At 71.0% G+C, this 24,024-nt stretch carries 18 protein-coding genes and 1 tRNA gene; 8 read left to right on the top strand and 11 right to left on the bottom strand.

From position 1 onward, the window contains the following. Nucleotides 1-23: 23 nt before the first annotated feature. Together C1A17_RS01520 and C1A17_RS01515 are read left to right on the top strand one after the other, a co-directional pair. Nucleotides 24-1,016, top strand: a complete 993-nt coding sequence (locus C1A17_RS01520) for an ABC transporter ATP-binding protein (RefSeq protein WP_101651473.1) — start codon at nt 24-26, stop codon at nt 1,014-1,016. Further along, nucleotides 1,013-1,798 carry an ABC transporter ATP-binding protein gene (locus tag C1A17_RS01515; protein ID WP_101650055.1) on the top strand — a complete coding sequence of 262 codons (786 nt, stop codon included), beginning with the start codon at nt 1,013-1,015 and terminating at the stop codon, nt 1,796-1,798. The genes C1A17_RS01520 and C1A17_RS01515 overlap by 4 nt, the downstream gene beginning before the upstream one ends. 91 nt (nt 1,799-1,889) lie before the next feature. Here the strand turns inward: C1A17_RS01515 and C1A17_RS01510 are convergent, their stop codons facing one another. Continuing rightward, nucleotides 1,890-3,164 carry an ABC transporter substrate-binding protein gene (locus C1A17_RS01510; RefSeq protein ID WP_180953184.1) on the bottom strand — a complete coding sequence of 425 codons (1,275 nt, stop codon included), beginning with the start codon at nt 3,162-3,164 and terminating at the stop codon, nt 1,890-1,892. A 195-nt stretch (nt 3,165-3,359) separates the two neighbouring features. Between C1A17_RS01510 and C1A17_RS01505 the strand changes: the two genes are divergently transcribed. After that, a complete protein-coding gene (locus C1A17_RS01505) occupies nt 3,360-3,803 on the top strand; it encodes an OsmC family peroxiredoxin (RefSeq protein WP_101650052.1) in 444 nt (147 codons plus the stop codon). On the opposite strand, the gene C1A17_RS14020 is transcribed toward C1A17_RS01505, so the two are convergent. Next, complete coding sequence (locus tag C1A17_RS14020; protein ID WP_146000566.1) at nt 3,784-3,969, bottom strand: hypothetical protein; 186 nt, start codon at nt 3,967-3,969, stop codon at nt 3,784-3,786. The genes C1A17_RS01505 and C1A17_RS14020 overlap by 20 nt on opposite strands. Nucleotides 3,970-4,036: 67 nt before the next feature. On the opposite strand from C1A17_RS14020, the gene C1A17_RS01495 reads away from it, so the two are divergent. Continuing rightward, the gene (locus tag C1A17_RS01495) at nt 4,037-4,822 is read left to right on the top strand and encodes an ABC transporter ATP-binding protein (RefSeq protein ID WP_101650055.1); all 786 of its coding nucleotides are present in this window, start codon (nt 4,037-4,039) and stop codon (nt 4,820-4,822) included. A gap of 91 nt (nt 4,823-4,913) precedes the next feature. On the opposite strand, the gene C1A17_RS01490 is transcribed toward C1A17_RS01495, so the two are convergent. After that, nucleotides 4,914-6,188, bottom strand: coding sequence for an ABC transporter substrate-binding protein (locus C1A17_RS01490; protein ID WP_180953184.1), 1,275 nt, complete (start codon nt 6,186-6,188; stop codon nt 4,914-4,916). A 195-nt stretch (nt 6,189-6,383) separates the two neighbouring features. Between C1A17_RS01490 and C1A17_RS01485 the strand changes: the two genes are divergently transcribed. After that, nucleotides 6,384-6,827, top strand: a complete 444-nt coding sequence (locus C1A17_RS01485) for an OsmC family peroxiredoxin (protein WP_101650052.1) — start codon at nt 6,384-6,386, stop codon at nt 6,825-6,827. Here the strand turns inward: C1A17_RS01485 and coaE are convergent. The 3 genes from coaE to rpsA form a co-directional block, all read right to left on the bottom strand. After that, nucleotides 6,808-7,785, bottom strand: a complete 978-nt coding sequence (coaE, locus tag C1A17_RS01480; RefSeq protein ID WP_101650049.1) for a dephospho-CoA kinase — start codon at nt 7,783-7,785, stop codon at nt 6,808-6,810. The two genes, C1A17_RS01485 and coaE, sit on opposite strands and share 20 nt — an antisense overlap. Before the next feature lie 20 nt (nt 7,786-7,805). Continuing rightward, nucleotides 7,806-9,467 (bottom strand): hypothetical protein, encoded by a 1,662-nt coding sequence (locus C1A17_RS01475; RefSeq protein WP_101650047.1) that lies wholly within the window; start codon nt 9,465-9,467, stop codon nt 7,806-7,808. A gap of 167 nt (nt 9,468-9,634) precedes the next feature. Then, complete coding sequence (gene rpsA / locus C1A17_RS01470; RefSeq protein WP_101650045.1) at nt 9,635-11,107, bottom strand: 30S ribosomal protein S1; 1,473 nt, start codon at nt 11,105-11,107, stop codon at nt 9,635-9,637. Between the two features lie 282 nt (nt 11,108-11,389). Here rpsA and C1A17_RS01465 point away from each other — a divergent pair, with 282 nt between their 5' ends. Continuing rightward, entirely contained in the window at nt 11,390-12,238 is an 849-nt protein-coding gene (locus tag C1A17_RS01465; protein ID WP_101650043.1) for a class I SAM-dependent methyltransferase, read from the top strand. Nucleotides 12,239-12,256: 18 nt separating this feature from the next. Here the strand turns inward: C1A17_RS01465 and polA are convergent, their stop codons facing one another. After that, nucleotides 12,257-14,938 (bottom strand): DNA polymerase I, encoded by a 2,682-nt coding sequence (gene polA / locus C1A17_RS01460; RefSeq protein ID WP_101650041.1) that lies wholly within the window; start codon nt 14,936-14,938, stop codon nt 12,257-12,259. A 71-nt stretch (nt 14,939-15,009) separates the two neighbouring features. On the opposite strand from polA, the gene C1A17_RS01455 reads away from it, so the two are divergent. Then, complete coding sequence (locus tag C1A17_RS01455) at nt 15,010-15,471, top strand: PaaI family thioesterase (RefSeq protein ID WP_101650039.1); 462 nt, start codon at nt 15,010-15,012, stop codon at nt 15,469-15,471. A gap of 6 nt (nt 15,472-15,477) precedes the next feature. Here C1A17_RS01455 and C1A17_RS01450 read toward each other — a convergent pair whose 3' ends face one another. Beyond that, nucleotides 15,478-16,089, bottom strand: coding sequence for an ANTAR domain-containing response regulator (locus tag C1A17_RS01450; protein WP_101650037.1), 612 nt, complete (start codon nt 16,087-16,089; stop codon nt 15,478-15,480). A gap of 94 nt (nt 16,090-16,183) precedes the next feature. Between C1A17_RS01450 and C1A17_RS01445 the strand changes: the two genes are divergently transcribed. Continuing rightward, nucleotides 16,184-16,265 (top strand) — tRNA-Leu (locus C1A17_RS01445). Nucleotides 16,266-16,290: 25 nt separating this feature from the next. Here C1A17_RS01445 and pyk read toward each other — a convergent pair. From pyk to gltB, 3 genes are all read right to left on the bottom strand, one after another. Beyond that, complete coding sequence (pyk, locus tag C1A17_RS01440) at nt 16,291-17,799, bottom strand: pyruvate kinase (RefSeq protein WP_101650035.1); 1,509 nt, start codon at nt 17,797-17,799, stop codon at nt 16,291-16,293. Nucleotides 17,800-17,913: 114 nt separating this feature from the next. Continuing rightward, complete coding sequence (locus C1A17_RS01435) at nt 17,914-19,362, bottom strand: glutamate synthase subunit beta (RefSeq protein ID WP_101650033.1); 1,449 nt, start codon at nt 19,360-19,362, stop codon at nt 17,914-17,916. Further along, entirely contained in the window at nt 19,355-24,001 is a 4,647-nt protein-coding gene (gltB, locus tag C1A17_RS01430; protein ID WP_101650031.1) for a glutamate synthase large subunit, read from the bottom strand. The genes C1A17_RS01435 and gltB overlap by 8 nt, the downstream gene beginning before the upstream one ends. Nucleotides 24,002-24,024: the final 23 nt, after the last annotated feature.

Here is a 24,024-nt window from a genome sequence, read left to right as displayed (position 1 = left end):
CGCACTGGGCGACGAGCGAGTACATGCTCGACGAGCGCCCGATCGCCGCCGGCGAGGACACCGGACCCGGCTGCGCCAAGCGCGACCCGATCATCGTCGGCGATTCGATCACCCGGCAGTTCGGCGCGATCACCGCCGTCGACGTCGACCACGTCGAGATCCCCCGGCACAAGATCACCGCCCTCATCGGGCCCAACGGCGCGGGCAAGACCACCCTGTTCAACCTCCTCACCGGGTTCGACACCCCGCAGTCGGGGAAGTGGTCGTTCGACGGGCACCAGATCGCCGGGATGCGCCCCCATCGCGTCGCCCGGCTCGGCATGGTGCGCACCTTCCAGCTCACCAAGGTCCTCGGGAAGCTCTCGGTCATCGAGAACATGCGCCTGGGCGGATCGAAGCAGTCCGGGGAGCGGATCCACACCGCGCTCCTGCCGTGGTTGTGGCGGAAGCGGGAGGCCGAGATCACCGAGCGGGCCGACGACCTGCTCCGGCGATTCAAGCTCGACGCCAAGCGCGAGGACTACGCCGCGAGCATGTCCGGCGGCCAGCGCAAGCTCCTCGAGATGGCGCGGTCGCTCATGACCGATCCGGTGCTCGTCATGCTCGACGAACCGATGGCCGGCGTCAACCCCGCTCTCAAGCAGTCCCTCCTCGATCACATCATCAATCTCAAATCGGAGGGGATGACCGTCCTCTTCGTCGAGCACGACATGCACATGGTCCGCCACATCGCCGACTGGGTCATCGTCATGGCGGAGGGACGCATCGTCGCCGAGGGCCCGCCCGACGCGGTCATGCAGGACCAGGCCGTCATCGACGCCTACCTCGGGGCGCACCACGATGTCGACCTCGGCGACCAGACCGGGATCGCCCAGCTCGAGCAGGATCTCGCCGAGGACGAGGAGTCCGTCGTCGGCACCGCCGATGCCGGTGTGCTCGCTCCCGAGGCGGACGCCGCGCCCCCCGGGGCGCCCGCCGCCGATGCACCGCCCGCCGACCGGAAGGACGTCCCATGACCGCCGCCCCGCACGCCGCACCCGCCCCCGATCCGGGCGCCGCCGGGGAGCCGGTCGTCACCGTCACCGACCTCGTCGCCGGCTACCTCCCGGGGGTGAACATCCTCAACGGCTGCAGCATCGAGGCCCGGCCGGGCGAGCTCATCGGCATCATCGGGCCGAACGGCGCGGGCAAGTCGACGCTCCTCAAGGCGATGTTCGGGCTCGTCAAGGTCCACTCCGGCACCGTGCGGGTGCGCGGCGAGGATCTCACCGGGCTCAAGGCGAACGTCCTCGTGTCCCGCGGGCTCGGCTTCGTCCCGCAGACGGAGAACGTGTTCACCACGCTCACCGTGGAGGAGAACCTCCAGATGGGCCTCTTCCTCCGCCCCAAGCTCTTCGCGGAGCGCTTCGAGTACGTCACGTCGATGTTCCCCGAGCTCGCGAAGCGGCGCTCGCAGCGGGCCGGCTCCCTGTCCGGGGGCGAGCGGCAGATGGTCGCGATGTCGCGCGCGCTCATGATGGATCCGGCCGTGCTCCTCCTCGACGAGCCCTCGGCCGGCCTGTCGCCGGTCAAGCAGGACGAGGCGTTCCTCCGCGTCCACGAGATCAACCGCGCCGGGGTGTGCGTCATCATGGTCGAGCAGAACGCTCGCCGTTGCCTGCAGATCTGCGACCGCGGGTACGTCCTCGACCAGGGCCGCGACTCCCACACCGGGACCGGCCGCGATCTCCTCAATGATCCGAAGGTCATCGAGCTCTACCTCGGCGACCTCGCGGAGAAGGTCGACCACCGGGAGTGACCGGGCTCCCGCCCGGCGAGCGCTGAGGGCGGGACGACGAAGGGGGCGGCCACCGTACGGTGGCCGCCCCCTTCGGGCTGTGGAGCTCGGATCACTCGAGCGAGCCCTGCTCCTCCATGTCCGGCTGCGGCACATTGTCGCCGTCGAACTTGTAGATGCCCATCGTCGCCTCGGTGACGTCGCCGTTCTCCGACATCGTCACGGGTCCGGAGATGCCGTCGTAGTCGATGTCCGTCCCGGCCTCGATGAGTTCGAAGCACTCGGCGACCTCGGTGCACTTCTCGCCGTCGCGCGACACCGCCTGGAGCTCGTCGCGGATCGCGGCGGGGTCGGTCGAGCCCGCCTGCGCGGCGGCGAGCGCGAGGAGGACGGTGGCGTCGTAGGACTCGCCCGCGTAGTTCCACACGGTGAGCGAGTCGTCGACCTCCGCCAGCCGCTCCTTGAAGTCGTCGGCGGCGAAGGAGCCGGGCTGCGTGCCGTAGGCGCCCTCGAGCGTGCCGGGATCGAAGTCCTCGCTGTAGTCCGCGACGTTGCCGTCGACGAAGTACAGCTGATCGGCGCTGATCCCGCGTGAGGTCAGCAGCGGGACGATCGACTTCGCCTGGTCGAAGGTGATGACGGCGATCGCGTCGGGGTCCGCGCCGACGACCTCGTCCACCTGGGAGGTGAACTGGGAGTCGCCCTCGTTGAACATCGATTCCGCGACGATCGTGCCGCCGGCGCCCTCGACGGTCTCGCGGATGTTCGCGGCGAGGCCGGTGCCGTAGGCGTCGTTGAGGACGATCATGCCGACGTTCGAGGCGCCCTGGGACACCATGAAGTTGCCGAGGACCTGGCCCTGGAGGACGTCCGAGGGAGCGGTGCGCCAGTAGAAGCCGTCGTCGTCCCAGTCGGTGAAGTCCGGAGTGGTGTTCGCCGGCGAGAACTGGATGACGCCGGCACCGGTGATCTGGTTGATGACGGTCTTCGCCACGCCCGAGGAGGCCGGGCCGACGACCGCCGCGACGCCCTCGTTGAGCAGCTCCGTCGTCGACTGGGTCGCGAGGTTCGTCGTCGTGTCGCCGGAGTCGCGGTGGAGGACGGTGACGTCCTCCCCGTTGACGCCGCCGGCTTCGTTGATCTCCTTGATCGCGAGATCGACGCCGGCGATCTCGGGGGGACCGAGGAATGCGAGAGCGCCCGTCTGCGGGAGGAGCGTCCCGATCGAGAGCGCACCGCCGCCGCCCTCGCCGCCGCCGGTCTCGCCGCCGCCGGACTCCTCGCCGCCGCCCGTCGCGCACGCCGAGGCGACGAGCACGATCGCCGCACCCATCGCCACCGATGCCGAGAGACGCGAACCGCGCCTCGCCCACTGTGTCACAGCCATGTTCAGCCTCCTGTCGATCATGGGCTCCGTGCCCATGCCAGCCCCTGGGGGGATGTGATGAATATCACCACAGATTCGCTCCGAAAGGCGGACGGCGCGAAGGAAATTTTCCCACCCGTTACATTCGGGGCGGGCAGTAGAGTGGAAGCGGGCCCGCAGGGCCCTCACCCACCCGATCCGAGGAACGAGGAATCCATGGCACCCGCAGCGCACCCGATCGTCTCGAAGGCCCACACCACCTGGCAGGGCACCCTCGCCGAGGGCACCGGCACGGTCTCGCTCGACACCTCGCAGGCGACGACGATGACCCTGTCGTGGGCCGGCCGCGCAGAGACGGCGATCACCGGGGTGACGAACCCCGAGGAGCTCATCGGCGCGGCGCACTCCGCGTGCTACTCGATGGCCCTGTCGAACGCCCTGACCCAGAACGGCACGCCTCCCGAGGAGATCACCACCGGTGCCGACGTCTCATTCACCGCGGAGAAGGGGATCACCGACATCCACCTCGTCGTCGTCGGCCGGGTGCCGGGGATGTCCGTCGCCGATTTCGAGACGATCGCGCAGAAGGCGAAGAAGGACTGCCCGGTGTCGAAGGCCCTCAAGGGCGTCGACATCCACCTCACCGCGTCGCTGGGCTGATCCGCACGTCGACCGGCCGCCCGGGGTCCGCATTCCGATGCAGGCCCCGGGCGCTCTGCTGTCCCGTGGCATCCGGGTCCGAGCCCTCCGCCGCCGGGTAGCCGGCCGCGGTGAGCGCCGCGGCGAGGGCCGCGCTGTCCGTCCCGGCGCCCAGGTCGAGGGTCACTGTGACGAGATCGGCCGCGGGGTCGTCGNGCCGCCGATGCACCGCCCGCCGACCGGAAGGACGTCCCATGACCGCCGCCCCGCACGCCGCACCCGCCCCCGATCCGGGCGCCGCCGGGGAGCCGGTCGTCACCGTCACCGACCTCGTCGCCGGCTACCTCCCGGGGGTGAACATCCTCAACGGCTGCAGCATCGAGGCCCGGCCGGGCGAGCTCATCGGCATCATCGGGCCGAACGGCGCGGGCAAGTCGACGCTCCTCAAGGCGATGTTCGGGCTCGTCAAGGTCCACTCCGGCACCGTGCGGGTGCGCGGCGAGGATCTCACCGGGCTCAAGGCGAACGTCCTCGTGTCCCGCGGGCTCGGCTTCGTCCCGCAGACGGAGAACGTGTTCACCACGCTCACCGTGGAGGAGAACCTCCAGATGGGCCTCTTCCTCCGCCCCAAGCTCTTCGCGGAGCGCTTCGAGTACGTCACGTCGATGTTCCCCGAGCTCGCGAAGCGGCGCTCGCAGCGGGCCGGCTCCCTGTCCGGGGGCGAGCGGCAGATGGTCGCGATGTCGCGCGCGCTCATGATGGATCCGGCCGTGCTCCTCCTCGACGAGCCCTCGGCCGGCCTGTCGCCGGTCAAGCAGGACGAGGCGTTCCTCCGCGTCCACGAGATCAACCGCGCCGGGGTGTGCGTCATCATGGTCGAGCAGAACGCTCGCCGTTGCCTGCAGATCTGCGACCGCGGGTACGTCCTCGACCAGGGCCGCGACTCCCACACCGGGACCGGCCGCGATCTCCTCAATGATCCGAAGGTCATCGAGCTCTACCTCGGCGACCTCGCGGAGAAGGTCGACCACCGGGAGTGACCGGGCTCCCGCCCGGCGAGCGCTGAGGGCGGGACGACGAAGGGGGCGGCCACCGTACGGTGGCCGCCCCCTTCGGGCTGTGGAGCTCGGATCACTCGAGCGAGCCCTGCTCCTCCATGTCCGGCTGCGGCACATTGTCGCCGTCGAACTTGTAGATGCCCATCGTCGCCTCGGTGACGTCGCCGTTCTCCGACATCGTCACGGGTCCGGAGATGCCGTCGTAGTCGATGTCCGTCCCGGCCTCGATGAGTTCGAAGCACTCGGCGACCTCGGTGCACTTCTCGCCGTCGCGCGACACCGCCTGGAGCTCGTCGCGGATCGCGGCGGGGTCGGTCGAGCCCGCCTGCGCGGCGGCGAGCGCGAGGAGGACGGTGGCGTCGTAGGACTCGCCCGCGTAGTTCCACACGGTGAGCGAGTCGTCGACCTCCGCCAGCCGCTCCTTGAAGTCGTCGGCGGCGAAGGAGCCGGGCTGCGTGCCGTAGGCGCCCTCGAGCGTGCCGGGATCGAAGTCCTCGCTGTAGTCCGCGACGTTGCCGTCGACGAAGTACAGCTGATCGGCGCTGATCCCGCGTGAGGTCAGCAGCGGGACGATCGACTTCGCCTGGTCGAAGGTGATGACGGCGATCGCGTCGGGGTCCGCGCCGACGACCTCGTCCACCTGGGAGGTGAACTGGGAGTCGCCCTCGTTGAACATCGATTCCGCGACGATCGTGCCGCCGGCGCCCTCGACGGTCTCGCGGATGTTCGCGGCGAGGCCGGTGCCGTAGGCGTCGTTGAGGACGATCATGCCGACGTTCGAGGCGCCCTGGGACACCATGAAGTTGCCGAGGACCTGGCCCTGGAGGACGTCCGAGGGAGCGGTGCGCCAGTAGAAGCCGTCGTCGTCCCAGTCGGTGAAGTCCGGAGTGGTGTTCGCCGGCGAGAACTGGATGACGCCGGCACCGGTGATCTGGTTGATGACGGTCTTCGCCACGCCCGAGGAGGCCGGGCCGACGACCGCCGCGACGCCCTCGTTGAGCAGCTCCGTCGTCGACTGGGTCGCGAGGTTCGTCGTCGTGTCGCCGGAGTCGCGGTGGAGGACGGTGACGTCCTCCCCGTTGACGCCGCCGGCTTCGTTGATCTCCTTGATCGCGAGATCGACGCCGGCGATCTCGGGGGGACCGAGGAATGCGAGAGCGCCCGTCTGCGGGAGGAGCGTCCCGATCGAGAGCGCACCGCCGCCGCCCTCGCCGCCGCCGGTCTCGCCGCCGCCGGACTCCTCGCCGCCGCCCGTCGCGCACGCCGAGGCGACGAGCACGATCGCCGCACCCATCGCCACCGATGCCGAGAGACGCGAACCGCGCCTCGCCCACTGTGTCACAGCCATGTTCAGCCTCCTGTCGATCATGGGCTCCGTGCCCATGCCAGCCCCTGGGGGGATGTGATGAATATCACCACAGATTCGCTCCGAAAGGCGGACGGCGCGAAGGAAATTTTCCCACCCGTTACATTCGGGGCGGGCAGTAGAGTGGAAGCGGGCCCGCAGGGCCCTCACCCACCCGATCCGAGGAACGAGGAATCCATGGCACCCGCAGCGCACCCGATCGTCTCGAAGGCCCACACCACCTGGCAGGGCACCCTCGCCGAGGGCACCGGCACGGTCTCGCTCGACACCTCGCAGGCGACGACGATGACCCTGTCGTGGGCCGGCCGCGCAGAGACGGCGATCACCGGGGTGACGAACCCCGAGGAGCTCATCGGCGCGGCGCACTCCGCGTGCTACTCGATGGCCCTGTCGAACGCCCTGACCCAGAACGGCACGCCTCCCGAGGAGATCACCACCGGTGCCGACGTCTCATTCACCGCGGAGAAGGGGATCACCGACATCCACCTCGTCGTCGTCGGCCGGGTGCCGGGGATGTCCGTCGCCGATTTCGAGACGATCGCGCAGAAGGCGAAGAAGGACTGCCCGGTGTCGAAGGCCCTCAAGGGCGTCGACATCCACCTCACCGCGTCGCTGGGCTGATCCGCACGTCGACCGGCCGCCCGGGGTCCGCATTCCGATGCAGGCCCCGGGCGCTCTGCTGTCCCGTGGCATCCGGGTCCGAGCCCTCCGCCGCCGGGTAGCCGGCCGCGGTGAGCGCCGCGGCGAGGGCCGCGCTGTCCGTCCCGGCGCCCAGGTCGAGGGTCACTGTGACGAGATCGGCCGCGGGGTCGTCGACGGCGGCGAGCTCCACGGAGCCGAGGCCGGCCTCGTCGAGCGCATGGCGCAGCCGCGCGACGACGCGCTCGGAGACCCACGCCCGCTCCCCCGGGTGCTCCGGGGCCGGCGCAGCGGAACCGGCGGCCGCGGGTCTCCGCTCCGCGGGGCGTTCCGCGGCGAGGTTGCGGGAGAACGGCAGCAGGCGCTCGGCGACGAGCCGTTCGACCCGGGCGGCGGTGTCCGCCGGGTCACCGGTGTTGTCGACGACGACATCGCACGCCCGATAGCGCTCGGGGTCACCGGCCTGAGCGGCGATCCGGCGCTCGGCGTCGGCACGGTCCATCCCGCGGGATTCGACGAGACGCGTCAGGCGCACCGGTGCGGGGACGTCGACGAGGAGGGCGAGGTGGTAGCGGGGGCTCATCGCGTTCTCGACGAGGAGCGGCACGTCGTGGACGACGAGGTCGCGGTCGGCGTGGAGGGCGAACAGCTCCGCGGCGCGCTCGGCGATCGCCGGGTGCATGATCCCGTTGAGCCGCGCGGTCGAGTCCGCGTCGGCGAAGGCGACGGCGGCGAGCGCGGGACGGTCGAGTCGCCCCTCGGCATCGAGGATGTCCGCGCCGAACGCCTCGACGAGGCGGGCGAGGGCCGGGGCCCCGGGGGCGACGACCTCGCGAGCGATCGCATCCGCGTCGACGATCGCGGCGCCGGCACGCTCGAGCACCCGGGCGACCGTCGATTCCCCGGCGCCGATCCCGCCGGTGAGTCCGATGAGCAGCATGGCTCCACCCTAGCGCGCCGTCAGCGCAGGTCGATGACGTAGACGCCGCCGACCTCGAGGTACGGCGAGCCGGCCGCGCGCGAGGTGTAGGAGGCGATGTCGAGGGCGCTGCGGGGCAGGAAGCGGCCGTCGACGGCGACGACGACGAACTCCACCCCGTCGGCCCGGAGCGCGTCGATCGCCTCGCGCCCGCGCGCCTCGGCGCCGTCGGGCAGCGGTTCCCCGCTCTCCTCCTCGAGGATCGCGTCGAGGGGGTCCGGGGGTGCGGAGTAGATGATCGGCTGCTCGGGGGTCGAGCCGATGAAGTAGCCCCCGGTCTCCCGGTAGTGCATGCCGGTGACGGCCTGCCACACCATCGCCTCGTCCGCATGGGGCGTGGCCATCGCGAGCGGCCGCGGCAGCGTCTTGACCACCGAGCCCTCGGGGATCACCGCGGCGTAGGCCTCCTGGTAGAAGGCGGGCACGATGACCGGACGGGCCGGCACCGCGCCGGGTGCGATGAGCAGCAGGGAGGCGAGGACAGCGACCGGGGCGAGCACGCGGACCCGCCGCCGTCGGCTCCGCAGCCCGGCATGGAGGCCGATGGCGAGGAGCACCGCGAGGGCGAGCGTCGAATGGACGGCGAGCCGCATCGGCAGGACGTTCCCGAGCACCGGCAGGAGCTCGACGGCGCGGAACGGCGTGACCTCCCAGAAGGTCCGCCCGGCGGCGTACCACGGCGCACCCATCGAGAGGAGCCAGGCGAGGAGCCCCGCGACGGCGGTGACCCGCACGGCCCGGGCCCACCGGGGCGAGGACCACAGCGCGATGACGGTGACGAGCGCGAAGCCGAGCCACACGATCCCCACGTAGCCGCCGATCTCGGACGGGTCGAGCGGGACCTGCCGGGGGATCGGCGTCTCGCCCCCGCCGAGGAGCGTGTAGCGGCCGGGGACGACCGGATCGAGGAGATCGTTGTTCCACACCCCGTGCGGGCGGATCGCCTGCCCGGGCGCGCCCGGCAGGGTGAACATCGCGAGGAGCAGCGGCGTGCCGATCAGGACGGCGATGCCGGAGGCGAGGAGCCCGCCGCCGAGGAGCCGCAGCCCGCCGCGCACGAGGACGGGACGGGCGAACAGCGCGAGCGCGAGCAGCAGGCACAGCGCGGCGAGGAACGTGCCGGCGAGGAGCTCGGTCGAGAGGTAGAACTGCCAGCCGATCGCGCATCCGAGCCACCCCGCGGTGAGGAGCGGCCGGGCGCGCGGGCCGGGCCGGAGGAGGTCCACGATGCCGAGCGCGACGAGCGGCGGGAGGACGGCGAAGGCGAGGTTGAGATGGCCCGAGGACTGCGACACGAGGTACGTCGAGAAGCCGTAGGCGAAGCCGCCGACGAAGGCGGGGAGGCGGGGGACGAACCGGTGGGCGAGCGCTGCGGCCGCGAGCGCGGAGGCGACCGGGGCGGCGATGATCGCGAGGTTGAATGCGACGATCGGGCCGGCGATCCAGGTCACCGGGACGAGCGGGAGCGAGAGGCCGAGGACCGAGGTGTTCCATCCCCCGTTGACCCCGGCCGGATGGTGCATCGAGGTGCTGTAGAGGAGGTGCCGCTCCCCCGAGCCCTGGCCGAACCACCCGGCGACGACGTCCGCGGCGTGGGCGAACCACCAGATGAAGAGCGAGGTGTCGTCGTTGTCGGCGAACACCGTGCTGCCGGGGTGGGCGATGACGCCGCCGTAGACGGTGAGGCTCGTGAGGACGAGGAGGAGGAGATAGAGAAACCAGGAGCGCAGCGGACCGCGTGCCGGGCGGGGACGGCCGAAGGGCCCCCGGACCGGAGTCCGGGAGCCCTTCGGCGCAGCGGTGGTCGAGCTCAGTTGCCCGCGAGCTTCTCGCGGAGCGCCGCGAGCGCCTCGTCGCTGGCCAGGGTGCCCTCGTCAGCGCGGTCGTCCGAGCTGTAGGAGGCCTGGGGCGCGGACTCGGGGGTCGACTCGGAGCCGGCCTCGGCGTCGGCCGCGATGGCCTTCGCGACCTGCTTCTTGTGCTCCTCCCAGCGCGACTGGGCGGCGGCGTACTGCTGCTCCCACTCCTCGCGCTGGGTCTCGAAGCCCTCCATCCACTCCTGGGTCTCCGGATCGAAGCCCTCGGGGTACTTGTAGTTGCCGTCCTCGTCGTACTCCTGGGTCATGCCGTAGAGCGCGGGATCGAGGAACTCCTCGGCCTCCGGGTCGACGCCCTCGTTGGCCTGTTTGAGCGAGAGCGAGATGCGACGGCGGTCGAGATCGATGTCGATGACCTTGACGTAGATCGTCTCGTCGACGTTGACGACCTGCTCGGGCAGATCGATGTGGCGGACGGCGAGCTCGGAGATGTGCACGAGGCCCTCGATGCCGTCCTCGACGCGCACGAACGCGCCGAACGGAACGAGCTTGGTGACCTTGCCCGGCACGATCTGGCCGATGACGTGGGTCCGGGCGAAGTGCTGCCACGGATCCTCCTGGGTCGCCTTGAGCGACAGGGAGACGCGCTCGCGGTCCATGTCGACGTCGAGGACCTCGACGGTGACCTCGTCGCCCACGGTGACGACCTCGCTCGGGTGGTCGATGTGCTTCCACGAGAGCTCGGAGACGTGGACGAGTCCGTCGACCCCGCCGAGGTCGACGAAGGCGCCGAAGTTGACGATCGAGGACACGACGCCCGGACGGACCTGGCCCCTCTGCAGGGTCTGGAGGAAGTCGTGGCGGACCGCCGACTGGGTCTCCTCGAGCCATGCGCGGCGCGAGAGGACGACGTTGTTGCGGTTCTTGTCGAGTTCGATGATCTTGGCCTCGACCTGCTGGCCGATGTACGGCGCGAGATCGCGCACGCGGCGCATCTCGACGAGGGAGGCCGGGAGGAATCCGCGGAGTCCGATGTCGACGATGAGGCCGCCCTTGACGACCTCGATGACGGTGCCGGTGACGACACCCTCCTCGTCCTTGACCTTCTCGATGTCGCCCCACGCACGCTCGTACTGCGCCCGCTTCTTCGACAGCATCAGACGCCCGTCCTTGTCCTCCTTGGTGAGGACCAGGGCTTCGATGTCGTCGCCGACCTCGACCACCTCAGCGGGATCGACGTCGTGCTTGATCGACAGCTCGCGCGAAAGGATGACGCCTTCCGTCTTGTAGCCGATGTCGACCAGGACTTCGTCGCGGTCGACCTTGACGACCGTACCCTCGACGATGTCGCCGTCGTTGAAGTACTTGATGGTCTCGTCGACAGCCGCGAGGAAATCTTCTGCAGACCCGATGTCGTTGACTGCGATCTGCTCGTTCTGCGCCGTGCCCGGCGTGGTGGTGGTCATAAAGGTAGGGACTCCGTAATGGACTGATGCCCGGCGACCGGGGCCGCCGGTCTCGGTGTGGACTGGACTGATGATGCTCACATGCACGTGCTCGTCGACCGGGGAGCCGGGATGCGTCATCGGATGACGGAGCCGGATGCCGACCGGATGTGACACGATAGGGTTTCGACCACCGCGCACGAACACAGCGCATACAGCAACTAATCGTAGCACCTGACTGCGCTCCCGTGAACCGGGCGGCCGCATCCGGCCGGGCGGCCGGGCGAAGGAGACGGAGACGGCATGACCGACAGCGACTACTCCCCCGAGATCATCAGCGGCGGGTACCTCGCGATCGACGAGGAGGCCTCGGTCCGCGCCAACCGCACCTACTGGGACGGCTCCGCCGCCGACTACCTCGCCGAGCACGGCAGCTTCCTCGGCGCGAGCGAGTTCATCTGGTGCCCCGAGGGCATCCACGAGTCCGAGGTCGGCCTGCTCGGCGACGTCGCGCGTCGGCAGATCCTCGAGGTCGGGTGCGGCGCCGGGCAGTGCTCGCGCTGGCTCGCCGAGCAGGGCGCGCTCGCCACCGGCGTCGACCTGTCCTCCGGCATGCTCGAGCAGGCCTCCCGCCTCCAGCGCGAGCAGCCGCTCGCCCCGGACGCCGTCCCGCCGACGTTCCTTCAGGCCGACGCCCGCAGCCTGCCGTTCCCCTCGGGCAGCTTCGACATCGCCTTCTCCTCGTATGGCGCACTGCCCTTCGTCAAGGACGCCGAGGTCGTCCTCGGCGAGGTCGCCCGCGTCCTCCGCCCCGGCGGCACCTGGGTGTTCTCCGTCACCCATCCGGTGCGCTGGATGTTCCCCGACGTCCCCGGCGAGGCGGGGCTCACCGTCGAGTACTCGTACTTCGACCGCACGCCCTACGTCGAGCTCGACGCCGAGGGCCGCCCGGTCTATGCCGAGCACCACCGGACGATGGGCGACTGGATCTCGCTCCTCGTCGAGTCCGGGTTCGTCCTCACCGGGCTCACCGAGCCCGAATGGCCGGCCCACAACACGACCGCGTGGGGCGGCTGGTCGCCGCTGCGCGGTGAGGTCATGCCCGGCACCGCGATCTTCTCCACCCGGCTCGCCGACCGTCCGGAGGGGTGAGTCCGCGGGCCGGCCGGGTCAGTGGGCCGCCTGCTGCCAGCTCGCGCCGCGCCCGATGTTGACCTCGAGCGGCACGTCGAGCTCGGCGGCCGCGCCCATCGTCGCGGCGATGAGCTCCGACACCCGGTCGAACTCGCCGTCGGCGAGCTCGACGACGATCTCGTCGTGCACCTGGAGGAGCACCCGGCTGCGCACCTCGGCCTCCCGCAGCGCGGCGTCGACCCGGAGCATCGCGATCTTCATGATGTCGGCCGCCGAGCCCTGGATCGGGGCGTTGAGCGCGGCGCGCTCGGCCATCTCGCGGACCTGGCGCCGGTCGCTCGCGAGCTGCGGGAGGTAGCGCCGCCGGCCGTACATCGTCTCGGTGTACCCGACCGCGCGCGCGTCCTCGACGACGGAGTCGAGGTAGTCGCGCACCGCGCCGAAGCGCTCGAAGTACTCGTCCATGAGCCCCCGCGCCTCGTCGACCCCGATCCGGAGCTGCTTCGAGAGCCCGTAGGCGGACAGCCCGTAGACGAGGCCGTAGGACATCGCCTTGACCTTCGAGCGCATGGCCGGGGTGACCGCGGAGGTCTCGACGCCGAACACTCGGGCGCCGACGAAGGAGTGGAGGTCCTCGCCGGCGCGGAAGGCGTCGATGAGCCCGGCGTCGCCGGACAGGTGGGCCATGATCCGCATCTCGATCTGCGAGTAGTCGGCGGTGACGAGGTCGGTGAAGCCGGCGTCGGTGTCGGGCACGAACACCTCGCGGATGCGGCGCCCGGCGTCGGTGCGGACCGGGATGTTCTGGAGGTTGGGATCGATCGAGGACAGGCGGCCGGTGGCCGCGACGGTCTGCTGGTAGGTCGTGTGGATCCGGCCGTCGTCGGCGACCATCCGCTCGAGGCCGACGACCGTCTGCTTGAGCTTCGTCGTGTCGCGGTGGCCGAGCAGGTGCTCGAGGAACGGGTGGCCCGTCTTGACGAAGAGCTCGGCGAGCGCGTCGGCGTCCGTCGTGTACCCGGTCTTCGTGCGCTTGGTCTTCGGCATCCCGAGCTCCTCGAAGAGCACGACCTGGAGCTGCTTGGGCGAGCCGAGGTTGACCTCGTGGCCGATCGCGGCGTACGCGGACTCGGCGCTCGTCTCCGCCTGCCGGCCGAACTCGTCGATGAGCGCCGCGAGCTGCGACCGGTCGACGGCGATGCCGGCGAGCTCCATCCGGGCGAGGATCGTCACGAGCGGCATCTCGATCTCGTCGAGGATCCGGGTCATGTCGGCGGCCTCGACGGCCGGGCGCAGCGCCTCAGCGAGCCGGAGCACCGCCGCCGCGCTCCGTCCGAGTCCGCGCCGCTCGGCCTCCGCGTCCCCGGAGCCGAGGTCGAGGGTGCCGGGCTCGGTCTCCTCCGTCTCCTCGCCCAGCGTGATCCCGCAGTGGCGCAGGCACAGATCGGCGAGGTCGTAGGACCGCTGGTCGGGGACGAGGAGGTAGGCGGCGATCTCGGTGTCGACGGCGGGCCGGGCGAGCGGGTGACCGGCGTGGACGAGCGCCTTGAGCTGCGGCTTGGCGCCGTGGAGGACGAGGCCCGGGTGGGATCCGAGGAGCGTCGAGAGCGCCTCGCCCGCAGGCCCGTCGAGCGTCGAGAGGTCGATCGCCGCCGCCCGCTCGCCCTGCGCGATGCCGAGGACGTCGACGGTGCCGAGCCCGACCTCGAACCGCGCGTCGGTCGCGATCCCCACCGGGTCGGCGGGATCGAGGTCGGCGAGCAGCGCGGCGAATCCCGCGGCGTCGAGGAGCTCGACGGCGGGCAGGTCGTCGGCGACCGGCGCGACCGGCGCCGTGCCGAGGAGCGGTTCGAGCCTGCGGCCGAGCACCTGGAACTCGAGCTGGTCGAGGAGCGCGTCGACGGCCTCCCGGTCGGCCTCGCCGCGGACGGCGTCGGGCGCCTCGATCCCGAGCTCGAGATCGGTGACGAGGCGGTTGAGACGGTGGTTGCGCTCGACATCGCCCCGGTGCGCGCGGAGGTTCTCCCCGGCCTTCCCGCCGATGTCCTCGGCCGCGGCGAGGACGCCGGGCAGGTCGCCGTGCTTCGTCAGCCACTTCGCGGCGGTCTTGTCACCCACCCCGGGCACGCCCGGGAGGTTGTCGGCCTTCTCGCCGACGAGCGCGGCGAGGCCGCGGTAGTTCTCCGGCGTCACGCCGTACTTCTCCTCGATCGCGGCGGGCGTCATCCGCGCGAGCTCGCTCACCCCGCGCTTGGGGTAGAGGATCGTCACCGCGTCCGAGGCGAGCTGGAACGAGTCCTTGTCGCCGGTGACGATCCCGGTCTCCATGCCGGCGGCCGTCCCCTGCGCGGCGAGGGTGGCGAGGACGTCGTCGGCCTCGAAGCCCTCCTTCGTCACGACCGGGATCGCGAGCGCCCGCAGCAGGTCCTGGATGAGCTCGACCTGGCCGTGGAACTCCGGCGGGGTCTTCGCCCGTCCGGCCTTGTACTCCGGGTACTCGGCGAGCCGGAAGGTCCCGCGCCCGAGGTCGAAGGCGACCGCGATGTGGGTCGGCTCCTCGGAGGCGAGTACATTGATGAGCATGGACACGAAGCCGTAGACGGCGTTCGTGGACTGACCCGTCGTGGTGGAGAAGTTCTCCACCGGGAGCGCGTAGAAGGCGCGGTAGGCCAGGGAATGGCCGTCGATGAGCAGCAGTCTCCGGGTATCCGTAGTCACCCTGCCAGCCTAGCGTCTCGAGCGCCGCCGACATCGGGTCCGCGCCGACATCCGCACATGAAGGAGACACGATGACCGCACAGGACCGACCGCGCATGGAGCCGGGCCTCACCCCCGAGGACTACCGCCGCCTCATGGAGTACAACCGGGGGCGCACCCCCGGGACGCTCGTCGAGCGCTGCGGCATCGAGTTCCTCGACATGGGCTACGACTGGTTCGAGGCGCGGATGCCGGTCGACGGCAACCGGCAGCCGGCCGGACTGTTCCACGGCGGCGCCCACGTCGTCCTCGCGGAGACGCTCGGCTCGATGCACTCGTACCTGCTCGCGAACGGCCACGACGTCGTCGGCGTCGATCTCAACGCGACCCATCTGCGGCCGATCCGCGAGGGCTGGGTCCACGGCCGGGCCGAGGTCCTCCACCACGGGCGCACGCTCATCAGCCACGAGGTGAAGATGACCGACGAGGACGGCAGGCTGCTGTCGATCGTGCGGATCACGAACTTCGTCCTCGCCCAGCGCTCGCGGAGCTGAGGCGGCTCAGCCGCCGATCTGGCTGAGGACGGTCTCGGCGACCTCGCGCATGGTGAGGCGGCGGTCCATCGAGGTCTTCTGGATCCAGCGGAACGCCTCGGGCTCGCTCAGCCCCATCGAGGACATGAGGAGGCTCTTCGCGCGGTCGACGAGCTTACGGGTCTCGAACCGGTCGGTGAGATCGGCAATCTCCGATTCGAGAGCGCCGATCTCGGCGTGCCGGGACAGCGCGATCTCGAGCGCCGGAGCGAGGTCGGCGGTGGTGAACGGCTTGACGACGTAGGCCATCGCGCCGGCGTCGCGGGCACGCTCGACGAGCTCCTTCTGCGAGAACGCGGTGAGCAGCACGACAGGGGCGATGCGCGCCCGGGCGATGCGCTCGGCGGCGGAGATGCCGTCGAGGATCGGCATCTTGATGTCCATCACCACGAGATCCGGCCGCAGCTCCTCGGCGAGCCGGATCGCGGACTCGCCGTCGGCGGCCTCGCCGACCACGTCGTACCCGATCTCGCGGAGCATCTCGACGATGTCGAGGCGGATGACGGCCTCGTCCTCAGCGACGACGATACGGCGGACCGGGCCCTGATCGGGGGCGGGAGCGTTGTCTGAAGTAGGCACGCGCCCAATCCTAGTCCCCCGGCCGGGCGGACTGCCACCCGCCCCGGGCCGGGGACGCGCCCGCCGGCCCGCGTGCTCTACGATGGTCGGGTATGCCGGATTGGCGGAATTGGTAGACGCGGCGCACTCAAAATGCGCTGTCGCAAGACGTGCGGGTTCGAGTCCCGCATCCGGTACTCCCACCGCCGGCGCGGGCGGGCCTCAGGCCCCCGTGCCCTCGCGGATCTCCCCGTATCCCTCAAGCGGGTTCTCCCCGTTGTCCGACTCGTCGCGGTAGGCGGCGGCCAGCCCCTTCGAGGCGTCGCCGATCCGGTGGACGCGCAGCGCATTCGTCGACCCGGCGATCCCGGGTGGGGAGCCGGCGACGATGACGCACAGCGCACCCTCCTCCGCGCGCCCGTTCCCGAGCAGCACCGCGTCGACCTGACGGGCCATCTGGTCGGTGTGCCGGACCTCCTTGACGAGGTACACCTGCGCGCCCCAGGTCAGGGCGAGCTGGTGCCGCACCCGGACGTCGGGCGTGAAGGCGAGGATGGGGTGGGGCGAGCGCAGCCGGGACATCCGCCGCACGGAGTCGCCGGACTGGGTGAAGGTGCAGAGCAGATCGATGTCGAGCTGCGCGGCGATCCGCACCGCGGCAGCGGTGATCGCGCCGCCGCGGGTGTGCGGCTCGGTGCCGAGCGCGGGGATGCGATCGAGCCCGTGCTCCTCCGTCGAGGTGATGATCCGGCCCATCGTGCGCACCGCCTCGAGCCAGTGCGTGCCGACGGAGGTCTCGCCGGAGAGCATGAGGGCGTCGGCGCCGTCGAGCACCGCGTTCGCGCAGTCGGACGCCTCCGCGCGGGTGGGCCGCGGCTCCTCGATCATCGACTCGAGCATCTGGGTGGCGACGATGACCGGCTTCGCCTGGCGGCGGCACAGCTCGACGGTGCGCTTCTGCACGATCGGCACCTGCTCGAGCGGCAGCTCGACGCCGAGGTCGCCGCGGGCGACCATGATCCCGTCGAAGGCCTGGACGATGTCCGGCAGCACCTCGACGGCCTGCGGCTTCTCGAGCTTCGCGATGACGGGGATGAGGATGTCCTCCTCCCGCATGACGTCGCGCACGAGCTCGGCGTCGGCGGGCGAGCGGACGAAGGACAGGGCGACCCAGTCGGCGCCGAGGTGCAGGCCCCAGCGGAGGTCCGCGACGTCCTTCTCCGACATCGCCGGCACGGACACCGCGACCCCGGGCAGGTTGATGCCCTTGTGGTCGGAGATCGTGCCGCCGACCTCGACCTCGCAGCGGACGTCGGTGTCGTCCACCTCGATCGCCCGCAGCCGGATCCGGCCGTCGTCGACGAGGAGCGGATCGCCGACCTCGACGTCGCCGGGGAGACCGGAGTAGCTCGTCGAGACCTCGGTGTCGGAGCCGTCGACGTCGCGGGTGGTGATGGTGAAGACGTCGCCCTTCGACAGCGCCGGGCGCTGTCCCTCGGCGAAGCGGCCGACCCGGATCTTGGGTCCCTGGAGGTCGATGAGGACGCCGACGGTGCGCGCGGTGTCGGTCGCGGCCTGGCGGACCCACCGGTACCGCTGCTCGTGGTCCTCGCGCGTGCCGTGGCTGAGGTTGAACCGGGCGACGTCGACGCCCTCCTCGATCAGGGCGCGGATGTCCTCGTAGGTCGATTGGGCGGGGCCGAGAGTGGCGACGATCTTTGCATGCCTCATGGCATCCACCCTAGTCACCCGAACCGTGCGACGTCGCACGCGCAACGAGGAATTCTCCCATCCGTCACACGCCCGACCCCAGCGCGCCGTCTGAGGCGCGCCCGGCGGCGCGCCTCAGACGGCGAGCGCGGCCTCGGTCGGGGCGACCGGCTTGGGCAGCAGCGTCGATCCCATGAGGTAGGCGTCGACCTCGGCGGCGGCGGCGCGCCCCTCGGCGATCGCCCACACGATGAGCGACTGGCCGCGACCGGCGTCGCCGGCGACGTAGACGCCGGGCACCGCGGTCGAGTAGTCGCGCTCCCGGACGAACCGGCCGCGCTCGACGGCGAGTCCCCAGTCGGCGAGCGCCTCGGTCTCCGGTCCGGTGAAGCCCATCGCGATGAGGACGAGGTCGGCCGGGATCTCCTTCTCCGTGCCCGGCAGGGGCTCCCGGCGGCCGTCGACGAACCCGGTCTCGGCGACCGAGAGGGCGCGCAGGCGCCCCTCCTCGTCGCGGAGGAACTCGACGGTCGAGGCGAGGAACGAGCGCTCGCCGCCCTCCTCGTGGCTCGTCGAGACCTCGAAGATCCGCGGCGTCGTGGGCCAGGGGCCGTCGGCGGGGCGGTCGGTCGGCGGGCGCTTGCCGATCGCGAGCGTCGTCACCGAGGCGGCCTGCTGGCGCAGGGCGGTTCCGAGGCAGTCCGAACCGGTGTCGCCGCCGCCGATGATGACGACGTCCTTGCCGTGCGCGTCGATGATCTCGACGTCGTCCCCGGCCTGCTGCCGGTTCACCGGCACGAGGTAGTCCATCGCGAACTCGACGCCGGGGGCCTCGCGGCCGGGCAGCGGGAGGTCGCGGGGAGCGAGCGCCCCGGTGCACACGACGATCGCGTCGAAGCGGTCGTGGAGGTCGTCCCAGGTGATGTCGACGCCGATCTCGACGCCGGTGCGGAACCGGGTGCCCTCGGCGCGCATCTGCGTCAGACGTCGGTCGATGTGGTGCTTCTCGAGCTTGAAGTCGGGGATCCCGTAGCGCAGCAGACCGCCGATCCGGTCGTCGCGCTCGTACACGACGACGGTGTGACCGGCACGCGTGAGCTGCTGGGCGGCGGCGAGCCCGGCGGGGCCGGAGCCGACGACGGCGACCCGCCGGCCGGAGATCCGCTCCGGCACGAACGGGGTGATGAGCCCCTCCTCGAATCCCCGGTCGACGATGGTGACCTCGATGTTCTTGATCGTCACCGCCGGCTGGTTGATGCCGAGCACGCACGCGTTCTCGCACGGGGCGGGGCAGGCGCGACCGGTGAACTCCGGGAAGTTGTTCGTGCTGTGGAGCAGCCCGACGGCGCGCTCGAGCTCGTCGCGCCACATCGCGTCGTTCCACTCGGGGATGTAGTTGCCGAGCGGGCAGCCCTGGTGGCAGAACGGGATGCCGCAGTCCATGCAGCGTCCGGCCTGCGCGATGAACGCCTGCTTGTCCATCGTCGTGTTGATCTCCCGGTAGTCCATGAGCCGGACCGGCACCGGACGCTTGGGCGGGAGCTCGCGCTCGGTGACCTTGAGGAATCCGCGCGGATCAGCCATAAGTTGCCTCCAGTATCTTGGTCCAGGCCTCGTCGCCCTCGGGGTCGAGGCCGGAGTCGGCGCACAGCGCCTGGATCTCGAGCACCGCCGCGTAGTCGGCGGGGACGATGCGCGTGAAGCGCCCGAGCATGTCCTCCCCCGCGTCGTGCGCCGCGAGGAGCTCCGCGGCGAGCGGCGAGCCGGTGTGGTGGACGTGCGAGGCGAGGAGCTCGAGGAGCTCCCCGGCCTGCTCGGCGGCGACCGGTTCGAGCCGGAACCGGCCGGCGGCCATGTCGGCCTGGTTGATGCGGTCGACGTCGAGATCGAGCATGTACGCGGTGCCGCCGGACATCCCGGCCCCGAAGTTCCGCCCGATCGCGCCGAGCACCACCGCGGTGCCGCCGGTCATGTACTCGAGGCCGTGGTCGCCGATGCCCTCGACGACCGCCCGCGCACCGGAGTTGCGGACGAGGAACCGCTCGCCCACCTGGCCGGACACGAAGAGCTCGCCGCTCGTCGCGCCATAGCCGATGACGTTGCCGGCGATGACGTTGTCCTCCGGCCGGCCGGACACGCCCGGGGCGGTGCGCACGGCGATCCGGCCGCCGGACAGGCCCTTGCCGACGTAGTCGTTCGCGTCCCCGGTGAGGTGGATGCTCACCCCGGCCGGGAGGAACGCGCCGAGCGACTGGCCGGCGTTGCCGGTGAGGCGCACGGTGATCGTGTCGTCGGGCAGCACGTCGACGCCGAAGGTCCGCGTCACCGTGTGGCCGAGCAGGGTGCCGACGCTGCGGTCGACGTTCGTCACCTCGGCGTCGATCTCGACCGCCTCCCGCTCGCGCAGGGCGGGGGCGGCGGCGGTGATGAGGCGCTGGTCGAAGTGCTCCTCGATGCGGTGGTTCTGGACGGTGGTCTGCTTGCGCACCGTGGCCGTCGACCCGTCGATGAGCGTGGGCACCGCGAGGATCGGCGAGAGATCGAGGCCCTGTGCCTTCCAGTGGCCGATCGCGCGCTGCATGTCGATCCGCTCGACCTGCCCGATCGCCTCGTCGAGGCTGCGGAAGCCGAGCTCGGCGAGGTACTCGCGGACCTCCTCGGCGATGAACTCGAAGAAGTTGACGACGAACTCCGGCTTGCCGGTGAACCGGCTCCGCAGCACCGGGTTCTGGGTGGCGACGCCGACGGGGCACGTGTCCTTGTGGCACACCCGCATCATCACGCAGCCGGAGACGACGAGGGGCGCGGTCGCGAAGCCGAACTCCTCGGCACCGAGCAGCGCGGCGATGACGACGTCGCGGCCGGTCTTGAGCTGGCCGTCGACCTGGACGCTGATGCGCTCGCGGAGATCGTTGAGCAGGAGCGTCTGCTGCGCCTCTGCGAGGCCGAGCTCCCACGGGGCGCCGGCGTGCTTGAGCGAGTTGAGGGGGCTCGCACCGGTGCCGCCGTCGTGGCCGGACACGAGCACGACGTCCGCGCTCGCCTTCGCCACGCCCGAGGCCACAGTCCCGATGCCCATCCCGGCCACGAGCTTGACGTGGATCCGGGCCGCGGGATTGGCCCGCTTGAGGTCGTGGATGAGCTGGGCGAGATCCTCGATCGAGTAGATGTCGTGGTGCGGCGGCGGGGAGATCAGCCCGACGCCCGGGGTCGCGTGGCGGGTCCGCGCCACCCACGGGTACACCTTCGACGGCGGGAGCTGACCGCCCTCGCCGGGCTTGGCGCCCTGCGCCATCTTGATCTGGATGTCGTCGGCGTGGGTGAGGTAGAGGCTGGTGACGCCGAAGCGCCCGCTCGCCACCTGCTTGATCGCCGAGCGCCGCTCGGGGTCGAGGAGCCGCTCGACGTCCTCGCCGCCCTCACCGGTGTTCGACTTGCCGCCGATCCGGTTCATCGCGATCGCGAGCGTCTCGTGCGCCTCCTGCGACAGCGAGCCGTAGCTCATCGCGCCGGTGGAGAACCGCTTGACGATCGCGCTCACCGGCTCGACCTCCTCGAGCGGGATCGGTCCCGAGTCGAGGGGGCGGAGGTCGAACAGCCCGCGCAGCGTCATGAGCTCGGCCGACTGGTCGTCGATGAGCTTCGTGTACTCGCGGAAGATGTCGAAGCGCCGGGTGCGGGTGGAGTGCTGGAGCTTGAACACCGTCTCCGGGCTGAAGAGGTGGGTCGGTCCCTCGCGGCGCCACTGGTACTCGCCGCCGATCTCGAGGCGGCGGTGCGGCAGCGGCGGGTGCTGGGCGGGGTAGGCCATGGTGTGGCGGGCGTCGACCTCGGCGGCGACGCCGTCGATGCTCATCCCCTCGAGCCGGGACACCGTGCCGGTGAAGTACCGGTCGACGAACGACTTCGCGAGCCCGATCGCCTCGAAGGTCTGCGCGCCCTGGTACGACTGGACGGTCGAGATCCCCATCTTCGACATGATCTTGAGCAGACCCTTGTTGAGCGCGGTGAGGAGGTTCCCGACCGCCTGCTTCTCGTCGACGCCGGTGATCCGTCCCTCCCGGACGAGGAGCTCGGCGGTCTCCATCGCGAGGTAGGGGTTGACCGCGGAGGCGCCGTACGCCATGAGGGTGGCGACGTGGTGGACCTCGCGCACGTCACCGGCCTCGACGAGCAGCGAGGCCCGGGTGCGGGTCTTCTCGCGGATGAGGTGGTGGTGGATCGCCGAGGTCAGGAGCAGCGAGGGGATCGGGGCGAGCTCGGCGTTCGAGTTCCGGTCGGACACGATGAGGAAGCGCACGCCGCGGGCGATCGCGCTGCTCGCCTCGGTGCACAGCTCCTCGATCCGGCGGGCCATGCTCACTCCCCCGCCGGCCGGCGCGTAGAGGCCGCTGAGCACGTGCGAGGACGGGTGCTCGTCCGTGCCGCGCCGCCGACGCCGGGTGAGGTGGAGGAACTTCGCGAGCGCGTCGTTGTCGATCACCGGGTACGGCAGGAGGACCTGCCGGGCGTGCTCGGGTCCGGCGGCGAGCAGGTTGTGCTCCCGGCCGAGGCCGGTCGCGAGGCTCGTGACGAGCTCCTCGCGGATCGCGTCGAGCGGCGGGTTCGTCACCTGCGCGAAGCTCTGGACGAAGTAGTCGAAGAGCATCCGCGGGCGCTGCGCGAACGCCGCGATCGCGGTGTCGGAGCCCATCGCGCCGATCGGCTCCGCGCCGGTCTCGGCCATCGGCCCGATGAGGAACATCAGGTCCTCGTCGTTGTAGCCGAAGGTCCGCTGCCGGCGGTCCACCGAGGACTGCGGGTGGACGACGTGCTCGCGGTCGGGCAGGTCGCCGAGCCGCGAGCTCTCCGCGTCGAGCCACTCCGCGTAGGGGTGCGCGGCGGCGAGCTCGCTCTTGATCTCCGAGTCGGAGATGATCCGGCCGGCGGCGGTGTCGACGAGGAACATCCGGCCGGGCTTGAGGCGGCCGCGCTTGATGATCCGGTCGTTCGGCAGGTCGATGACCCCGACCTCGCTCGCGAGCACGACGGTGTCGTCGGTGACGACGTAGCGGGCCGGGCGCAGGCCGTTGCGGTCGAGCACGGCGCCGGCAAGGGTGCCGTCGGTGAAGGACACGCACGCCGGTCCGTCCCACGGCTCCATGAGGAGCGAGTGGTACTCGTAGAAGGCGCGGCGCTCCTCGTCCATGAAGGTGTCGTTCTGCCACGCCTCGGGGATCATCATCATCACCGCGTGCGGCAGCGAGCGCCCGCCCATGACGAGGAGCTCGAGCACCTCGTCGAAGGAGGCGGAGTCCGAGGCGCCCTCGGTGACGACGGGGAAGAAGCGGCTGAGATCGCGGGTCGAGCCGTCGGACCACGGCGAGGCGAGCACCTCGGCGGTGAGCTGGCTCTCGCGGGCGCGCATCCAGTTGCGGTTGCCGCGCACGGTGTTGATCTCGCCGTTGTGGGCGATCATCCGGAAGGGCTGGGCGAGCGGCCACGACGGGAAGGTGTTCGTCGAGAAGCGCGAGTGGACGAGCGCGATCCGCGAGGTGAAGCGGTCGTCCTGGAGGTCGGGGTAGAACTTCTCGACCTGCGCGGTGGTGAGCATGCCCTTGTAGGTCAGGGTCTTCGAGGACAGCGACGGGAAGTAGACGCCCTCGTGCTCGCTCCGCTTGCGGGTGGCGAAGCAGCGGCGCTCGAGCTCCTCCTGCAGCGGGCGGCCCGTGGCGTCGGTGCTCACCGGGATCTGCGGGTCGAGAGCGAGGAACACCTGGGAGAACTGCGGCATCACCGCACGCGAGGCGCGACCGACGACGTCGGCGATGATCGGGACCTCGCGCCAGCCGAGGACGCGCAGGCCCTCCTCGGCGGCGAACCGCTCGACGACGGCACGGCCGGCGCCGGGGTCGGCCGGATCGAGGAACGCGGTGCCGACGGCGTACTCGCCGGCCTCCGGCAGGGTGAAGTCGAGGACGTCGGCGAAGAAGCGGTGCGGCACCTGGACGGTGATGCCGGCGCCGTCGCCGGTCCCTTCGTCGCCGCCGACCGCGCCGCGGTGCTCCATGTTGCGCAGGGCGGTGAGCGCCTGGACGACGACCTCGTGGTCGGCCTCGCCGCGGTACCGCACGATCATCGCCAGGCCGCAGGAGTCCCGCTCGGCCTCGGGGTCGTAGAGCCCCTGGGCGGGCGGGAGCGCGCTGAAGCGCGGTGCTGGCGTTGTCGTGCGGGAGGGGCTCATGGCACCGTCCTTCTCACCTCGGC

The organism is Brevibacterium ihuae (assembly GCF_900184225.1).
Classification (GTDB): Bacteria; Actinomycetota; Actinomycetes; order Actinomycetales; family Brevibacteriaceae; genus Brevibacterium; species Brevibacterium ihuae.
Note: the sequence above shows the minus strand (reverse complement) of the source record. Positions and strands in the feature narration are given on the sequence as shown.

Coding starts and splice junctions, on each gene's coding strand:
- rpsA (WP_101650045.1), bottom strand. CDS start 11,107: ATGACCACCACCACGCCGGGCACGGCGCAGAACGAGCAGATCGCAGTC.
- C1A17_RS01465 (WP_101650043.1), top strand. CDS start 11,390: ATGACCGACAGCGACTACTCCCCCGAGATCATCAGCGGCGGGTACCTC.
- coaE (WP_101650049.1), bottom strand. CDS start 7,785: ATGCTGCTCATCGGACTCACCGGCGGGATCGGCGCCGGGGAATCGACG.
- C1A17_RS01490 (WP_180953184.1), bottom strand. CDS start 6,188: ATGGCTGTGACACAGTGGGCGAGGCGCGGTTCGCGTCTCTCGGCATCG.
- C1A17_RS01485 (WP_101650052.1), top strand. CDS start 6,384: ATGGCACCCGCAGCGCACCCGATCGTCTCGAAGGCCCACACCACCTGG.
- C1A17_RS01520 (WP_101651473.1), top strand. CDS start 24: ATGCTCGACGAGCGCCCGATCGCCGCCGGCGAGGACACCGGACCCGGC.
- pyk (WP_101650035.1), bottom strand. CDS start 17,799: ATGAGGCATGCAAAGATCGTCGCCACTCTCGGCCCCGCCCAATCGACC.
- C1A17_RS01505 (WP_101650052.1), top strand. CDS start 3,360: ATGGCACCCGCAGCGCACCCGATCGTCTCGAAGGCCCACACCACCTGG.
- C1A17_RS01495 (WP_101650055.1), top strand. CDS start 4,037: ATGACCGCCGCCCCGCACGCCGCACCCGCCCCCGATCCGGGCGCCGCC.
- gltB (WP_101650031.1), bottom strand. CDS start 24,001: ATGAGCCCCTCCCGCACGACAACGCCAGCACCGCGCTTCAGCGCGCTC.
- C1A17_RS01455 (WP_101650039.1), top strand. CDS start 15,010: ATGACCGCACAGGACCGACCGCGCATGGAGCCGGGCCTCACCCCCGAG.
- C1A17_RS01435 (WP_101650033.1), bottom strand. CDS start 19,362: ATGGCTGATCCGCGCGGATTCCTCAAGGTCACCGAGCGCGAGCTCCCG.
- C1A17_RS01510 (WP_180953184.1), bottom strand. CDS start 3,164: ATGGCTGTGACACAGTGGGCGAGGCGCGGTTCGCGTCTCTCGGCATCG.
- C1A17_RS01515 (WP_101650055.1), top strand. CDS start 1,013: ATGACCGCCGCCCCGCACGCCGCACCCGCCCCCGATCCGGGCGCCGCC.